Source organism: Aquirufa sp. A-Brett2-15D (assembly GCF_054558735.1).
In genome coordinates, this window is sequence record NZ_JBSKFT010000003.1 from 16,588 (window position 1) to 31,824 (window position 15,237).

Genomic DNA, 15,237 nt, shown 5'->3' on the forward strand with positions numbered 1-15,237 from the left:
ATGGAAACAATTGGAAAGTACCGCTGGAAAATATGCGCTTTGCTATTTTTCGCGACGACGATTAACTACTTAGATCGACAGGTAATTGGATTATTAAAGCCGGTTTTAGAAAAAGAATTTAATTGGTCTGAGACAGATTACTCCAATATTGTGATTGCTTTCCAAGCGGCTTATGCCATTAGTTTATTGGGTTTTGGCGGCATTATTGATCGTATCGGAACCAAGTTAGGCTATTCGATATCGATCGTAGTTTGGAGTATCGCGGCGATGATGCATGCTTTAGCCACAGGCACGATGAGCTTTGCGTTTATGCGCGGTTTATTAGGTCTAGGCGAGGCAGGAAACTTTCCGGCAGCGATTAAGACGGTAGCCGAATGGTTCCCTAAAAATGAGCGGGCGCTGGCAACAGGTATATTTAATTCTGGAGCGAACATCGGTGCGGTGGCTGCTCCCATTTTAGTGCCTTGGATTTTAGGCGCTTATGGTTGGGAAATGGCATTTATCGCAACGGGGGCGATCGGGTTTATTTGGTTAATTTTTTGGTGGTTCTATTATGAAGTGCCTTCTAAGCACAAATCTTTATCGAAAGCTGAATTCGACTATATCCACGCGGATATGGAGGCAAAAGATGATAATGTAACGCCCGTGCGCTGGGCTAAATTATTTGGGTTCAAGCAGACCTGGGCCTTCTTTTTTGGCAAAATGTTCACGGATCCGATCTGGTGGTTCTTCCTATTCTGGTTACCATCCTACTTCTCTGAGCGCTTCCAATTAGACTTGAAGAAGCCTAGTCTAGAATTAATCATCGTCTATACGGCGACGACAATCGGCAGTATTGGAGGCGGTTGGCTATCAGGTTATTTGATTAACAAAGGCTGGCCATCGTTCAAAGCACGTAAATGGTCCATGTTCAGTTTCGCCATCGCGGTGGTGCCTATTATGTTAGCGCGTTACTGCGATAATATCTGGCAGGCGGTAGGGTTGATTTCCCTAGCAGCTGCGGCTCACCAGGCTTGGAGTGCGAATATTTATTCGATTGCGACGGACATGTTCCCAAAGAAAGCCGTGAGTTCGGTGATCGGAATCGGTGGAATGGCCGGCTCTGTCGGGGGTATTTTCTTCCCGATGATCGTGGGATCGCTACTAGATAAGTATAAATTATTAGGCAATATCAACGACGGTTATAACATCATCTTCCTACTGTGCGGAAGTGCGTACATGATCGCTTGGGTGATTATTTACAGCTTAGTTCCTACGCTAGAGACAGCTAAGATCGACGACTAATTTTTCTTAGGAAAAATCAAGTTCTTCGTTAATTCATTTAATTGGGTAATTTTCTCTTGAAAGTCACCCTTTAATGTCTTACGGGCAGCCTCTAATTGATCGAGTGAAGTTTGAATGTCTTCGGGGATCACATCTTCGAGGAAGGCTCTGATTCTTTTTGCCAAAGTAGGCGATTTCCCATTCGTCGAAATCGCGATCTTTAAATCCCCTTTCTGGACGATAGATCCTAAATAAAAATCACACAAAGGTGGCGTATCTGCTACGTTGCACAATAAATGCTGCGCAGCTGCTAAGGCTTTGATTTCTGCGTGCAACTCAGGTGAATCAGTGGCACAAATGATGAGGTCTAGGCCTTCTAAATCCGATGGCTGAAATCCGCGCGCTAAGATGCGAACATGGGGAAAATCTTGTAAATACTCCAGCGTTTCTGGGCGGAAAAAAGGCGCTACGAGCGTCAATTTTGCCTCCGGCGAATTGCGTAAAATCGCAGATGCTTTTTCTAAAGCCACATTCCCTCCTCCTACGACCAAAGTCTGGATTTGATCCATTTTCACGAAGATGGGAAACATCGTATTAGGCATCTACAGGAGCTTTTTTGCCGGCTAATTGACCACAAGCTGCGTCAATATCGCGTCCGCGAGAACGACGAATATTTACGATCATTCGTTTGCTTTCAAGATAAGCCGAAAACTTCGCGATGGCATCTGCCTCCGCATTGACGAAGGTCGATTGTGCGATCGGATTGTATTCGATGAGGTTGATTTTGCAAGGGATGCCTTTGGCAAACTCATACAATTCTCTTGCGTCCTCAATCGTATCATTAAACTTATTAAAAACGATGTATTCGAGCGTAATGTCATTCCCCGTTTTATCGAAGAAATACAATAGCGCTGCCTTCAGGGACTCCAAAGTATTGCTCTCGTTAATGGGCATAATCTGGTTCCGCTTCGTATCGTTAGCGGCATGCAGGGAAAGCGCTAAATTGAACTTCACCTGATCGTCCCCTAATTTCTGAATCATCTTTGCGATACCCGCCGTGGACACCGTAATGCGGCGCGGCGACATTCCCAAACCGTCCGGGGACGTAATCTGCTCGACAGACTTCAACACATTCGCATAGTTCAAAAGCGGCTCCCCCATCCCCATATAGACGATATTCGTTAGCGCTTGACCATATTTTTCCTGTGCCTGATCGCGGATGAGCACCACCTGATCGTAGATCTCGAAAGACTCCAAATTGCGCTTGCGGTCCATATAACCCGTCGCACAAAAGCTGCAGGTTAAGGAGCATCCGACTTGAGAGGACACGCAAGCCGTCATACGTTCGCGCGTGGGAATAAGTACTCCCTCTATGAGGTTTTTATCGAATAATTCGAAACTTGATTTGATCGTGCGATCTGAACTGTATTGCGCCTCCGCGGTAGTCACGATTTGCAATGAGAATTTCTCCGAAAGCCATTCGCGTGTCGTCTTTGGGATATTTCCCATCGCATCGAAACTGCGGACAGATTTCTTCCAAATCCATTCGTAGACTTGTTTTGCCCGGAATGCGGGTTCCCCAGCCGCGAGCATTTCTGCTTTCAGCTGATCAAAACTCATATTCCGTATCGCCACTTTCTTTTCCAATCCTATTTCTTTAATAATTCATTCACCTTCGCAGAAATGGCTTTGCCATCTGCTAAACCGGCTAATTGCTTGGAAGCGACGCCCATCACTTTGCCCATATCGGCAGGACTTGTTGCCCCTACGGAGGCAATGATTTCGGTAATTTTACCAGTTAATTCTGCCTCAGACAATTGCTTAGGCAAGAATTCTTCGATGATCGCTAATTCTACTTGCTCTTTTTCGGCTAAGTCAGGGCGGTTTTGGGCTACGTATACTTCTAATGAATCGCGGCGTTGTTTCGCTGCTTTCATTAAGATTTTCATCTCTGCATCTGCACTTAATCCATCCGAGCTAGAGCCTGAAGTTTCTTCTAATAAAATCATGGATTTGATCGCACGCAACGCACGTAAACGGTCTGCGTCTTTCGCGCGCATGGCATCTTTGATACCATTCTCGATAGTTAATTTTAACGACATAGCTTGTTTTGATTAAAAATGAGCTTTCACTCCTTCTAAAAATTCCCGGTGGTTACTTAACCTCGGAACTTTATGCTGGCCTCCTAATTTTCCCCGTTCTCGCATCCAGTTGTGGAAAGTTCCGGCTGGGGCGATGTGGATTACAGGTGGGCCAAGCACTAAATCATAAGACCTTTTCGCATCGTAATCCGAGTTTTGCTCGCGTAGCGTTTGGTCTAAAATCTGTGCAAAGGTACGAAAATCTTTTGGGGCTTTTGAAAATTCAATCACCCATTCGTGACAGCCATTTTTCCCTTCGTTCATAAAGGCAGGCGCTGCCGTATAATCCTTGATCTCCGCTGAAGTCGCGGCGCAAGCGCGCGCGACGGCCGTCTCTGCATTCTCAATGATCAATTCCTCCCCAAAAGCATTGATAAAATGCTTCGTCCGACCCGAAATCTTAATCCGATAGGGCTTCAAAGAGGTGAACTTTACGGTATCCCCGATCTTATAGCGCCACAAACCCGCGTTCGTCGAAATCACCATCGCATAGTTTACGCCTACTTCTACTTGGTCTAAAGCCACGATTGTATTAGCCTCTTCCCCCTCGTCGTTCATTGGAATGAACTCATAAAAAATGCCGTAATCGAGCATTAAAAGCATCTCATCGGGTTTGGACAGATCATCCTGAATCCCAAAAAAACCTTCCGACGCATTATATATCTCTAAAAATCCGACCTGTGAAGACGGAAAAATTTGGTTCTTAAACAACTCGCGATACGGCCCAAAAGCCACCGCCCCGTGAATCATAAACTCAAAATTCTCCCACACCTCTAAAATCGATTTCTTCCCCGTGATCTCTAAAATCTTCTCAATCAACACCAGCGTCCACGTAGGCACGCCTAAAATACTCGTTACATTCTCCTTCGAGGTCTCGAGCGCCATCTTCTCAATCTTCTGATCCCAGTCCCCCATCAGCGCCACATCGAGCGAAGGCGTGCGAATTATCTGTGCCCAAATAGGTAAATTCTTCATCACCACCGCCGACACATCCCCCATCAACATCCGTGAATTCACCGGACTTTCCGATAAACTTCCCCCGATAGACAATCCCTTCCCCTCGAAAACCTTCGTATCGGGCTTATTCTCAATGAGCAACGTAATCATGTCTTTGCCCCCCATCATGTGGCATTCCTCCAGCGATTCCTTCGAAACGGGAATAAATTTACTTCGCGCATTCGTCGTCCCAGAAGACTTCGAAAACCAGTTAATGGGCGTATCCCACAAAATATTTTGCTCGCCTTGCATCATGCGATCGATGTAAGGAAAAATCTCTTCGTAAGTAGAAATGGGAACTTGCTGCTTAAATTTTTCGTAATCGCTAATGTCTTGATAACCGTGTTTAGACCCCCATTCCGTCGAGCGACCGTGGGTCAAAAGACCCTGCAACATTTGTTCTTGTAGTTCCAAAGGCCTGTCATACATCGCCTCTATCCGTGGCATCCGCCGCTTCATAAACCATAACAAAGTCTCGTTAAACAGCGACATGTTTAGGGTTTTAGGAATTGAGGGGCGCGATTAGGGTAATCGGTGATGATTCCATCCACCTGCCATTCGCTGAATTTTTGCATCTCCGCCGTTGTGTTGATTGTCCAGGGAATAACCCTCATGCCTTTCGTGTGACACAAATCAATCTGCTCCTTCGTCAAAAACCGATGCGATGGACTAAAAATCTCCGGCACAAAACCGAGGTCAGCAAGCATCTGCTCCGGTGACTCTTTCTCCACTAAGGCAGAAATGCGGCCTTGATGAATCTCTGATTTCCAGTATTTTAATACAGCAAAATCGAAGCTTTGCAAAATCAAGGCATAAGGCAAAATCTGCCCAGCAATCACCGACCAAACCCGATCCGCAAACTCTTTCACCGTCGCCGGCTGGGAGATTCCATATTCAGAGGGTTCGGATTTGATTTCGATATTATAAAAAATCTGACGTCCTGTCTTGCGCGCATAGGCTTCCCCTAGGGCTAAAACCTCTGAAAGCAAGGGTTTATAGGTCGATACGCGTACTTGTTCTGGGAAAAGCTTGTTTCCACGAGAACCTACATCGAAGGATTTGATTTCTGAGTAGGGCCTTTGGTATAAATTAATCGTCGACTCTGTCACCGGACGCCCATCTGGAAAAGAAGCATATAATGGATTCATGTAGGGCTCATGCGAGACGTATACCTGGCCATCAGCAGAAAGGCAAACATCCATTTCGAGTACGGTCACTCCCATCTCAAGAGCATGTTGAAATGCGGGTAAAGAGTTCTCTGGATACAAGCCCCTGCAACCTCTATGTCCTTGAATATAAGAAGATTGTCCCATAGCAACTAGATTTACGCACAGTAATAAAAGAAGGTAGATTCTCATGGTTTTTTCTTTTCGGCCTTTTTAACCGCAGCTTTTTTCCCGCGCTCCTCGATGATCTCATTCACACGGGTATATAATTTGACAAAAGCGGCGGGATCCTGTACATAAGATCCAAAGCTTTTCGCGACCTGTGTCGAATCAAGTCCACGTTTTTTCAAAGTCTGCTGAGATAATTCATGATATAAGACAAGTGAAGTATCGGAATTGCCTACGTACATGTTTTGGATAATCGCTTCATCTATATGAATATCTGCCAAAACTTGCGCCATTTCTTCTTGGTCTAATCGATTGCTCGTCGATTCTTCCTTACAGGCGCTAAAAGTACCTGCACTCCAGGCCAAGAAAAGCAAAAATAAACCCTTTTTCATCTTGTAAATATACCCGTAAATTAGAAAGCTTTTCGCTCATTTCATTCAGATTGGGTAAAAAATAGGTAATTTAGTCTCGTGGATATGGATATCAAAGCCTTCCTGACACATGTCGTTCAGCTGGAAATTCGCATTAGAAAAGCGATTAACACGCAAATGCATGGAAATTTCTCCTCCGTCTTTAAAGGGTCGGGCTTAGAGTTTAGTGACCTACGCCAATACCACTATGGAGACGACGTGAGACACATTGATTGGAACACCTCGTCGAAGGGCCATGGTACTTTCGTGAAGCTATTTAAGGAGGAAAAAGAACAAACGGTATTCTTCCTGATCGACGTAAGTGCGTCGGGTTCTGTGGGGAGACGCGGGAATAGTAAAATCAAAACCTTGAAGGAAGTCGCTGGAGTTTTAGCCTTTGCGGCTATTCAAGAGGCAAGTCATTTAGGCTTCGTCTGCTTTAGCGATAAAAACGAGAAATATATGCCAGCGGCGATGGGCAAAAAACATGGCTATAAGGTAATTTCAGAGCTTTTTCGGGTGGAGCCGGAGAATACGGCCACGGATTTGAAAGCGGGACTAAACTTTGCCTTGCAGACTTTGAAGCGGAAGAGTTTACTGTTTGTCTTATCTGATTTCATCGACGAAGGTTACGAAGATTTATTGCGAGCGGCGGCTTTAAAACACGATTTAGTGGTCTTGCATGCCCTTGATAAACAAGAGATTCAATTGCCTTCTATGGGCATCATTCCCATTTATGACCCGGAGCGTAAGCGGACTACTTGGGTGAATACGTCTAGACGATCTTTTAAAAATTTACTCCAGCAGCAGGTCAAAAACCGAGGTGGGGAATTGAAAGAAATGTGCAAGAAATGGCATGCAGATTACGTGGAATTACGTTCTGGAGAGGATTTCGTGCCGTCATTAGTGCAACTTTTTAATGCCCGACGCTAATGCAAGAGACGCCATTCATCATAAAAGGAAAATTCCAGGAGGATTCCGTTGTCATAGGGCAGCCGATTCACTATTCCTTGTATGTGCGTCACCCGAAAGGACAAGAGGTGTTTTTTCCGAATGCGAACCACAATTTTGGGGCATTTGAAACTGTAAAAAGGGAGTTCTTTGCGACAAAAACAACGGCTTCCGGATCTTTGGATTCTGCCGTATATACCCTACGCTTATTTAATTTAGCTCCGGTTCAAAAACTGCAAATTCCTATTTACCTGTTGCAAGAGCCGGATTGCACGATTATTTACCCCGTCGTGGACAGCATTCATTTAAAACGTTTGCTGCCGCATCCGGAACAGATAGATTTGGATTCTTTGTACCAAAGCATTCCCATACAGCCTATCAGCCCGAAAACAGAATTGAAAAATGTGTTTGCGGGAGGGATTAGTTTGTTGATTTTGGTGGGTTTGATTTATTGGATTTTTGGCAAAACGATATCTAAACTATTCCAGCGATACTTATTGTGGAGACGACGCCGGGAATTTAGGCGGACTTTTCAACGCTATACGCGCCAGGTGGCTGGCACGCCGGTGGGTTTATCGAATTTAGAGAAGGCCTTTTCTGCCTGGAAGAAGTATTTAGAGGAATTAACCCATTTGCCCTTTACCACTTTTACCTCGAAAGAGATGCTGGATAATTTAGCGGATGAGGCAATGGAAAAGGTATTAAATGAATTAGATTCGGCGATTTATGGGGGGAATTTCTCCGCTAAAACAACGGAATCAGTTCAATATTTAGACGCATTAGCGACAAATTTATACGAAATAGCACAAGAGAAAATCAAGAATAATGAAGTTTAATCCGCTTTATTCCTGGCATCAAATACAGGCTTTTTTCACCTTTGAGTGGGAGAATGGCTTGTTTTTGTATGGCTTGATTTGGCCGTTTTTGCTTTACTTTATTAAGTACCTTCGCCAGCGAGGAAATAGACCGCGTCTCGAATTGTCATTATCGGTTCCGCTGAAACAAAATCGCCTTTCTTTGTTGCTGAGCTATGTACCCATGGTCATTCAGATGCTGTGCATTTCGTCTTTGATCATTGTGGCGGCTGGACCTTACCGAGTGATTAAGCACCAAAAGAAACAGGTGGAGGGTATCGATATCGCACTAGCCTTAGATATTTCCTCTTCTATGCAGACGCGGGATATCGCGCCTAGTCGTTTAGAGACCGCTAAAACGATGGGGACAGCCTTCATTCGTAAGCGCAGCCACGATCCTATCGCTTTGGTGGCCTTTGCAGGCGCGCCCTATTTAGCAAGCCCCATCACAACGGATACGGCTTTTTTATTGCATCAATTACGGCAATTTCAGACGAAACAAATTGTGGAGGAAGGGACGGCTTTGGGGGATGCTTTGGGGATGTGTATAAACCAAATCCGCGACAGCGAAAACCCCAAGAAAATCAGTATCCTTATATCTGACGGAAACAATACGGCGGGAAATTTAGACCCCGTTACCTCTGCAGAACTAGCTAAAAACTTTAACATCAAAGTCTATACCATCGCGGTGGGAAGCCTGCAAGCCAGTACTGACCCCGTTGATGAAAGTACCTTACGAGAGATTGCTAGCCTCACAAAGGGCAAGTTTTTCAGGGCTACAAATAGCCAAACATTGCAACAAATTTTCCAAGAAATTGATAAAATGGAAGCCTCCATTGTGAAAACGGTTACTTGGGAAGAACACATTTCCCTTTCTTATTTATTCGCAGAAATTAGCCTCATCCTGTTCTTTATCAGTCTGTGGGTTCGATTCAGTTGGATAGGCAACTCTTTAGAAGATTAATATGGTTTTATTTCCGCACGCGAAGATCAATATTGGATTATATATTACGAAGAAACGAAAGGATGGATTTCATGATTTGGAGACCTGCTTCTTTCCGGTGCCTTGGACTGATGTGTTAGAGATCAGCCCATCAGACGAATTCAGTTTCAGCTCGTCGGGACTAGAGATTACCGGAGCCATCGAAGATAATCTTTGCTACAAGGCTTATCAACTGTTGCGAAAAGAGCATAAAATGCCTCCGGTACATATTCACCTGCATAAAATCATCCCGATGGGAGCTGGTTTAGGCGGAGGATCATCAGACGCCGCCTTCACACTGATGGGATTGAGAGATTTATTTCAATTGCCATTGACGAACGAAGAGTTGCAACCTTATGCGGCAAAATTAGGCAGCGATTGTGCGTTTTTCCTTTCGAATCAGGCGGCTTTTGGGAAAGGAAAAGGGGACGTGCTGAGCCCGATAGATGCAAGTCTACAAGGCAAATTCCTCGTTTTATTATACCCTGCCGTGGGTATCTCCACAGCGGAAGCCTATGCAGGTGTAACGCCAGCAAAAGCTCCGGTCGATCTGCGCAAGGCTATTTTGAAAGAGGGTTGGAAAGAGATAATATCGAATGATTTTGAAAAAAGTATCTTCCCTCATTATCCTATTTTAGCCTCTTTAAAAGAGGAAATGTATGCGCTGGGTGCTAGCTATGCGGCGATGAGCGGTTCAGGATCGACGATTTTTGGAATTTTTGACAAAAAAATCGACCCACCTGCAGGATGGGCCGATTATACGATTTGGTCTGGATTAGTAGACTAATCTTTAGCAAAAATGGCCTCTAAAGCCGAGGCGCCCTTGATGACTAATTTCCCGGCCGGGAGTTCTTTCAATAATTTGATCCCCGCAAATTCCGGCGTAGAACTTATAATCTCCACAGGTATTTGCGCCATCACTCCATTCGTCATTTCCACATATATGAAGCCGCCTTTACCTACGCGCGCCAAACCCGCCTGCGGAATACTAGGAATTTTTTGCGTTCCTACCTCCACTCGCGCACTCACGAATTGACCCACTGTGAAATTCTTTTCGTCTGCTTTGTTCTCGAAATGTCCGTGAACAGACGTAGTGCGATTCGTTAAATCGACTTGAGGAGCAATTAAGAAGATTTTTGCTTTGGCTTTTTGGCCTTCTGATTCAAAATCAATGATCTGGCCTATTTTTAATTTGCCCAAATCCTTTTCAAACACCTTCAATTCCACGTGCTTATCTTCCATACCTACCACCTTAATTAACACATCAGACGGAGTCACATATTTGCCAATTGCTAAAAATTGATCTTGAATATAGCCGTCGATGGGCGAACGCAAGGTTAAAACGGAGGAGATATTTCCCTTCGCCAGCGATTTTAGATCACAGCCCAATACCTCTAATTTCAGCCCTAGCGCCTTCACCTGCGCATTGACATTCCCTAAATCTGCTTCCGATTGCTGCAACTTCTTCTTCGACCCCACTTCCTCATTTGTCAAAACCTGTTGACGCGATTTCTCCGAACTCATAAAAGTTTGAGATGAAAGTGCTTGTAAATATTCCTGCTGCATCTGGATAAAATCAAGCGAAGTCAAAGTCGCTAAGGCCTGGCCTTTAGACACTTTTTTTCCTGGAAGCAATTCATAGGTGGTCTTCACGTAACCTGCGATCGGAATCGAAATGGACGCTAAAGATACGGGGGGCACATCCACCACACCCGTGCACTTTATTTCTGTGGACATATCTTTTTCTTCCAAAGCCCCGAACTCGATTCCCGCATTCGTTTTTTGGTCCACCGTTAATTTAATTTCTGACATCGGGGTCTCTTTCGACGTTTCTTCCTTTTTCGAGCAAGAGACTAAACTGAATAAAAGGCTTAGGGCTGCGTATGTGAATAACTTATTCATTTCCAATGATTGTTTGACGTGTGATAATCGCCTGGTTGTAGGCGTTGACTTCTTGAATATAACTCTCTCGAATCTGCCAGGCTTGCTGCGTATTTTGCAGCATTTCGACGTATTCGATTTCCCCTTGCTGGTAACTTTTCAACGCTGTCTTTTCTAATAAAGCCGCCTGAGGTAGTGCCGTGGTGGTATAATAGACCAAACTCGCTTGGTATTTTGCGACCGCTGCCTCCGCGTTTTTATAATCCGTTTGCAAGGCCGATTCCGTTTGAATTTTTTGACTGACAAAAGCCTCCTCTTGTAATTTCGCTGAAGCGATTTTAGCTTTCTGCCCTTTCATAAAAATTGGTATGGCAAGGCCGGCTTGAACGAAGTTTTGGCCCCCTACCTTTTCTATACTCTGAGAAGTTATCCCAAAGCGCAAATCTGGTTTCAAGCGTTCCTGTTCTACTGCTGTCAGCAATTTCCCATGTTGCACCTGTTCGGCTAAAAGTTCGATGGTCGGATTTTTCGACAGATCAAATCCGTTCATTCCAGATTCCATTGTCAGAGATTCCTTACCTTCAATTTCAAATTCTCCGGGTTCATTAATCCAATAAGCCAGGTTTTGATAGGCTGTTTTTTGATCAGCTTCTAAGGCGATTCTTTTCTGTTGAAACTCTCTCAAACGAGTTTCTGCCGCCATTAATTCGAGGCGATTCGTCTCCCCTTGTTGAAACTTAATCGTAGCCGCACGCTTCATCTGCGTGTATAAACTATCTTGCGATTGCAAAAAGTATAGATTTTTTTGCTGTGCCAAAATCTGATAATAATAGAATTTCACACTCGAAGCCACTAAGTTTTGGGTGATTTTTAAACGCTTTTCACTCAATACTTTGGCTGAAGTCAAAGCCTTCACCTGTGCCCTCAATAGTGTAGGCCAAGGAATACTTTGGGACGCCATCAACGTATAATCCTGACTAGAAGAAGTCTGTGTCTTTCCGTACTGTGCATCCACCGTACTCTTCGGTAATTCTTTACCAGAATTGATAAAGGCCTCCGCGGTTTTAACGTCGGCGATGCCGGTGGCAAGGAGGGCGTTGCGTGTGGAGGCGAGGGAGAGGCAGCTCCTTAAAGAGAGACGGGCAGAGCCGGCAGTGGGCAGTGGGCAGTCGACAGTGGGCAGTGGGTCGTCGCTGTGCGACTTAGTCGACTTCGTCTTAGTCACTGCAAATGAAGTAAAGGATAGTAAAATAAATAAAACAATCATCCCTAATCCTTTGGCCTTCTGCTTCTGCTCTCTGCGGCCCATGACGATTGAGTATACGACCGGAATAACGACTAGCGTTAAGAAAGTGGCGGTGATCAAACCACCGATAACGACCGTGGCTAAAGGACGTTGCACCTCAGCACCCGGCGAGTGACTAAGCGCCATCGGCAAGAAACCTAAAGAGGCCACAGCCGCCGTCATAATCACGGGTCTGAAACGCAATTCCAAGCCTTTCTTCAAGCGTTCTTCCACGCCTAATCCTTCCTCAGATAATTGCTTAAAGTAGGAAAGGAGCACGATTCCATTCAAAACCGCGACACCAAACAAGGCGATAAAACCAATCCCCGCCGAAACTGAGAAGGGCATTCCTCTGAGCCAAAGCGCCACGACACCACCGATCGCCGATAAAGGAATCGCCAAATAAATGATGGCCGCTTCTAAGAAGGATTGGAAAGTAAAGAATAACAACACAAAAATCAGGGCGAGGGCGATAGGCACTACTAGTGCTAAACGCGATTTTGCTGCTTGTAAATTTTCAAACGTTCCACCATAGGTCACATAATAACCGGCAGGCAAAGTAATCTTGTTCTTCATGACTTTTTGGATATCAGCTACGACACTTTCCACATCACGACCCCGCACATTGATACCGATGGTAATTCGGCGGTGCGTATTATCACGGGAAATCTCTAAAGGTGCATTCTCATAATTCACGTCCGCCACCTCTTGAAGTGGAATTTGTGAGCCGGATGGCAAGTCGATGTACAATTCGCGTAAATTTTGAATGTCTTGGCGATGCACCGAATCCATCCGCACGACTAAATCAAAGCGTTTCTCCCCTTCCATCACGATTCCAGCGGTTTCTCCCGCAAAGGTCATTTTGATAGCCGAATTTACTTCGTTTACATTTAAACCATATTGCGCCATCTTCACGCGATTGTATTTCACGACAAGTTGTGGAATGCCATCGATTTGTTGGACTTTAATGTCGCCTACGCCATCGATTTGACGGATGTAACGGGACGCTTCGGTCGCATGATCAAATAATTCTTGTAGATCTTCTCCAAAAATCTTCACCGCAATATCCGACTTCACCCCTGCAATTAATTCGTTAAAACGCATCTGAATGGGTTGTGTGAATTCGAAACTTACTTCTGGAAAAGCATCTAATTCCTTATCCATCTTCTCTTCTAGCTCTTCCATCGTCTTCGCATTCTTCCATTCAGATGGATCCTTCAATTGAATGATCAAGTCACAGGAATTGATCCCCATGGGGTCCGTTGGGATTTCAGACGCTCCTATGCGGGATACCACTTGATTGATTTCTGTTGGAAATTTCTTCAATAACATGGCTTGAGCGGCGGTGTTCACTTTGATACTTTGGGACAAAGACGCATTCGTAGGTAAAATCGTTTCGACCGCGAAATCGCCTTCATTCAGTTCCGGAATGAACTCCCCGCCTAAAGTCATAAAGAGCATAATGCTAGCAGAAAATAGACCAAAAGCCGCTAATATCACTGCCTTGCGTTGCTTCAAAGCCCAGTGGATGATAGGTTGATAGCCACGGTACAAAAAGCCCATGATGCGGTCAGCAATGGTCAGATCATGACTGATTTTCTTGTTCAGAAACAAGGCAGTCATCATCGGGACATAGGTCAACGATAAGATCAAGGCGCCAAAGATGGCGAAACTCACCGTTTGAGCCATCGGCCTAAACATCTTTCCTTCGATTCCTCCTAAAGCCATAATGGGCAGGTAAACAATCAAAATGATGATGACCCCGAAGGCAGCGGATCCGAAAATGGCTTTGGCAGAAATCCCCACTTCCTCATCCATCGCATGCTGGCTTAATTCCTCGCCCTTTCGATGGCTATGGAGCCTATGTATAATGGATTCCACGATGATGACGGCGCCGTCTACAATCAGGCCAAAATCAATCGCCCCCAAACTCATCAGGTTCGCCGACACACCGAAAATGTGCATCAGTACAAAGGCAAATAAAAGACTTAACGGAATCACCGAGGCCACAATCAAGCCGGCACGCCAGTTTCCTAATAATAAAATCAAAATAAATACAACGATTAATCCCCCTTCGATCAGGTTCTTCTCCACCGTATTAATGGCGCGGCCAATTAGGACACTGCGGTCTAAATAGGGTACGATGTGAATTCCCTGCGGCAAGGTTTTACCAATAATGTCTAGCTGAACTTTAACGTCCTGCACGACTTGATTCGCGTTTGCTCCTTTTAACAATAACATGACGGCTCCTACAGATTCGCCTTCGCCATTACGGGTCATCGCACCATATCGCACCGCCTTCCCAAAACCTACTTTCGCCACATCTTTCACCAAGATGGGTAGCCCGGCTTCGCCTCTTTGGGATACTACCGTATTCTCAATATCCTCTAAGGAAGTCAGCATTCCTTCTGAACGAATAAAATACGCGTCCGTCCCTTTTTCTAGATAGCTACCGCCGGAATTGGAATTATTGATTTGAATGGCTTTGAAAACTTCGTTCACGCTCACATTCATCGCGCGCAAACGCTCCGGATCTACCGCCACCTCATATTGTTTCACATTACCACCAAAAGAGCTAACCTCCACCACGCCTTTGATCCCCAAAAGCTGGCGTTTAATCAACCAATCCTGGTAGGTCCGCAAATCCGACAGCGAATATTGGTCCTTAAATGCGGGGTCAACGACTAAAGAGTATTGAAAAAACTCCCCTAAACCCGTTGTAATAGGTGCCATTTCGGGCACTCCAGCGCCTTGCAATAAATAAGGTTCCGCGGCCTTTAATTTTTCCGCGACCTGCTGCCGGGTCACCTCCGTGGCGACCTCATCTTCAAAAACGACGGTGATAATAGATAAACCCATCCGAGAAATCGAGCGGATATCTTTTACATTCGGGATAGTCCGTAAGGAGATTTCCAGCGGATACGTAATGAATTTTTCGACCTCTGAAGTTGCCAACGCCGGCGATTGGGTAATCACCTGAACTTGGTTCGACGTAATGTCTGGAAGGGCATCGATTGGCAATTTACTCAACGAATATCCTCCCCAAAAAATCAGTCCCAGGACAAAAAGCCCCACCACTAATTTATTGCGTATACTAAAATTGATAATGGAATTAATCATGATTTTAAAATTAAGCATTT

General features: G+C 45.0%; 13 protein-coding genes. 5 read left to right on the forward strand and 8 right to left on the reverse strand.

The window, feature by feature from the left end; translation table 11 throughout:
• Nucleotides 1-1,284, forward strand: a complete 1,284-nt coding sequence (locus ACST14_RS08160; protein ID WP_459462436.1) for an MFS transporter — start codon at nucleotides 1-3, stop codon at nucleotides 1,282-1,284.
• Here ACST14_RS08160 and ACST14_RS08165 read toward each other — a convergent pair.
• Genes ACST14_RS08165 through ACST14_RS08190 form a run of 6 tightly spaced genes read right to left on the reverse strand, consistent with a single transcriptional unit; the run spans nucleotide 1,281 to nucleotide 6,126 of the window.
• The gene (locus ACST14_RS08165) at nucleotides 1,281-1,865 is read right to left on the reverse strand and encodes a precorrin-2 dehydrogenase/sirohydrochlorin ferrochelatase family protein (RefSeq protein ID WP_459462438.1); all 585 of its coding nucleotides are present in this window, start codon (nucleotides 1,863-1,865) and stop codon (nucleotides 1,281-1,283) included. The two genes, ACST14_RS08160 and ACST14_RS08165, sit on opposite strands and share 4 nt — an antisense overlap.
• Nucleotides 1,858-2,910 (reverse strand): dual-specificity RNA methyltransferase RlmN, encoded by a 1,053-nt coding sequence (gene rlmN / locus ACST14_RS08170; protein WP_459462440.1) that lies wholly within the window; start codon nucleotides 2,908-2,910, stop codon nucleotides 1,858-1,860. The genes ACST14_RS08165 and rlmN overlap by 8 nt, the downstream gene beginning before the upstream one ends.
• Nucleotides 2,911-2,912: 2 nt before the next feature.
• Nucleotides 2,913-3,365: a GatB/YqeY domain-containing protein gene (locus ACST14_RS08175; protein WP_459462442.1), complete on the reverse strand. Its 453-nt coding sequence runs from the start codon at nucleotides 3,363-3,365 to the stop codon at nucleotides 2,913-2,915.
• Between the two features lie 12 nt (nucleotides 3,366-3,377).
• Nucleotides 3,378-4,892: a GH3 auxin-responsive promoter family protein gene (locus ACST14_RS08180; protein ID WP_459462443.1), complete on the reverse strand. Its 1,515-nt coding sequence runs from the start codon at nucleotides 4,890-4,892 to the stop codon at nucleotides 3,378-3,380.
• A gap of 2 nt (nucleotides 4,893-4,894) precedes the next feature.
• The gene (locus ACST14_RS08185; RefSeq protein WP_459462445.1) at nucleotides 4,895-5,713 is read right to left on the reverse strand and encodes a glycerophosphodiester phosphodiesterase family protein; all 819 of its coding nucleotides are present in this window, start codon (nucleotides 5,711-5,713) and stop codon (nucleotides 4,895-4,897) included.
• Nucleotides 5,714-5,754: 41 nt separating this feature from the next.
• Nucleotides 5,755-6,126, reverse strand: coding sequence for a DUF4296 domain-containing protein (locus ACST14_RS08190; RefSeq protein ID WP_459462447.1), 372 nt, complete (start codon nucleotides 6,124-6,126; stop codon nucleotides 5,755-5,757).
• 84 nt (nucleotides 6,127-6,210) lie between these two features.
• On the opposite strand from ACST14_RS08190, the gene ACST14_RS08195 reads away from it, so the two are divergent.
• Genes ACST14_RS08195 through ispE form a run of 4 tightly spaced genes read left to right on the forward strand, consistent with a single transcriptional unit; the run spans nucleotide 6,211 to nucleotide 9,718 of the window.
• Entirely contained in the window at nucleotides 6,211-7,077 is an 867-nt protein-coding gene (locus ACST14_RS08195) for a DUF58 domain-containing protein (RefSeq protein ID WP_459462449.1), read from the forward strand.
• The gene (locus ACST14_RS08200) at nucleotides 7,077-7,931 is read left to right on the forward strand and encodes a hypothetical protein (protein WP_459462451.1); all 855 of its coding nucleotides are present in this window, start codon (nucleotides 7,077-7,079) and stop codon (nucleotides 7,929-7,931) included. The genes ACST14_RS08195 and ACST14_RS08200 overlap by 1 nt, the downstream gene beginning before the upstream one ends.
• The gene (locus ACST14_RS08205) at nucleotides 7,921-8,913 is read left to right on the forward strand and encodes a VWA domain-containing protein (protein WP_459462453.1); all 993 of its coding nucleotides are present in this window, start codon (nucleotides 7,921-7,923) and stop codon (nucleotides 8,911-8,913) included. Before ACST14_RS08200 ends, ACST14_RS08205 begins: the two co-directional genes overlap by 11 nt.
• Nucleotide 8,914: 1 nt before the next feature.
• On the forward strand, nucleotides 8,915-9,718 hold the full coding sequence (ispE, locus tag ACST14_RS08210) for a 4-(cytidine 5'-diphospho)-2-C-methyl-D-erythritol kinase (RefSeq protein ID WP_459462455.1): 804 nt from the start codon (nucleotides 8,915-8,917) through the stop codon (nucleotides 9,716-9,718).
• On the opposite strand, the gene ACST14_RS08215 is transcribed toward ispE, so the two are convergent.
• Both ACST14_RS08215 and ACST14_RS08220 read right to left on the reverse strand, forming a co-directional pair.
• Nucleotides 9,715-10,833 carry an efflux RND transporter periplasmic adaptor subunit gene (locus ACST14_RS08215; protein ID WP_459462457.1) on the reverse strand — a complete coding sequence of 373 codons (1,119 nt, stop codon included), beginning with the start codon at nucleotides 10,831-10,833 and terminating at the stop codon, nucleotides 9,715-9,717. The genes ispE and ACST14_RS08215 overlap by 4 nt on opposite strands.
• Nucleotides 10,826-15,217 (reverse strand): CusA/CzcA family heavy metal efflux RND transporter, encoded by a 4,392-nt coding sequence (locus tag ACST14_RS08220; RefSeq protein ID WP_459462459.1) that lies wholly within the window; start codon nucleotides 15,215-15,217, stop codon nucleotides 10,826-10,828. The genes ACST14_RS08215 and ACST14_RS08220 overlap by 8 nt, the downstream gene beginning before the upstream one ends.
• Nucleotides 15,218-15,237 lie beyond the last annotated feature (20 nt).

Bases quoted from the DNA above. Each gene is read 5' to 3' on its own strand.
- ACST14_RS08175 (WP_459462442.1), bottom strand. From the start codon at position 3,365: ATGTCGTTAAAATTAACTATCGAGAATGGTATCAAAGATGCCATGCGC.
- ACST14_RS08185 (WP_459462445.1), bottom strand. From the start codon at position 5,713: ATGGGACAATCTTCTTATATTCAAGGACATAGAGGTTGCAGGGGCTTG.
- ACST14_RS08215 (WP_459462457.1), bottom strand. From the start codon at position 10,833: ATGAATAAGTTATTCACATACGCAGCCCTAAGCCTTTTATTCAGTTTA.
- ACST14_RS08220 (WP_459462459.1), bottom strand. From the start codon at position 15,217: ATGATTAATTCCATTATCAATTTTAGTATACGCAATAAATTAGTGGTG.
- ACST14_RS08205 (WP_459462453.1), top strand. From the start codon at position 7,921: ATGAAGTTTAATCCGCTTTATTCCTGGCATCAAATACAGGCTTTTTTC.
- ispE (WP_459462455.1), top strand. From the start codon at position 8,915: ATGGTTTTATTTCCGCACGCGAAGATCAATATTGGATTATATATTACG.
- ACST14_RS08200 (WP_459462451.1), top strand. From the start codon at position 7,077: ATGCAAGAGACGCCATTCATCATAAAAGGAAAATTCCAGGAGGATTCC.
- ACST14_RS08195 (WP_459462449.1), top strand. From the start codon at position 6,211: ATGGATATCAAAGCCTTCCTGACACATGTCGTTCAGCTGGAAATTCGC.
- ACST14_RS08160 (WP_459462436.1), top strand. From the start codon at position 1: ATGGAAACAATTGGAAAGTACCGCTGGAAAATATGCGCTTTGCTATTT.
- ACST14_RS08190 (WP_459462447.1), bottom strand. From the start codon at position 6,126: ATGAAAAAGGGTTTATTTTTGCTTTTCTTGGCCTGGAGTGCAGGTACT.
- ACST14_RS08165 (WP_459462438.1), bottom strand. From the start codon at position 1,865: ATGCCTAATACGATGTTTCCCATCTTCGTGAAAATGGATCAAATCCAG.
- ACST14_RS08180 (WP_459462443.1), bottom strand. From the start codon at position 4,892: ATGTCGCTGTTTAACGAGACTTTGTTATGGTTTATGAAGCGGCGGATG.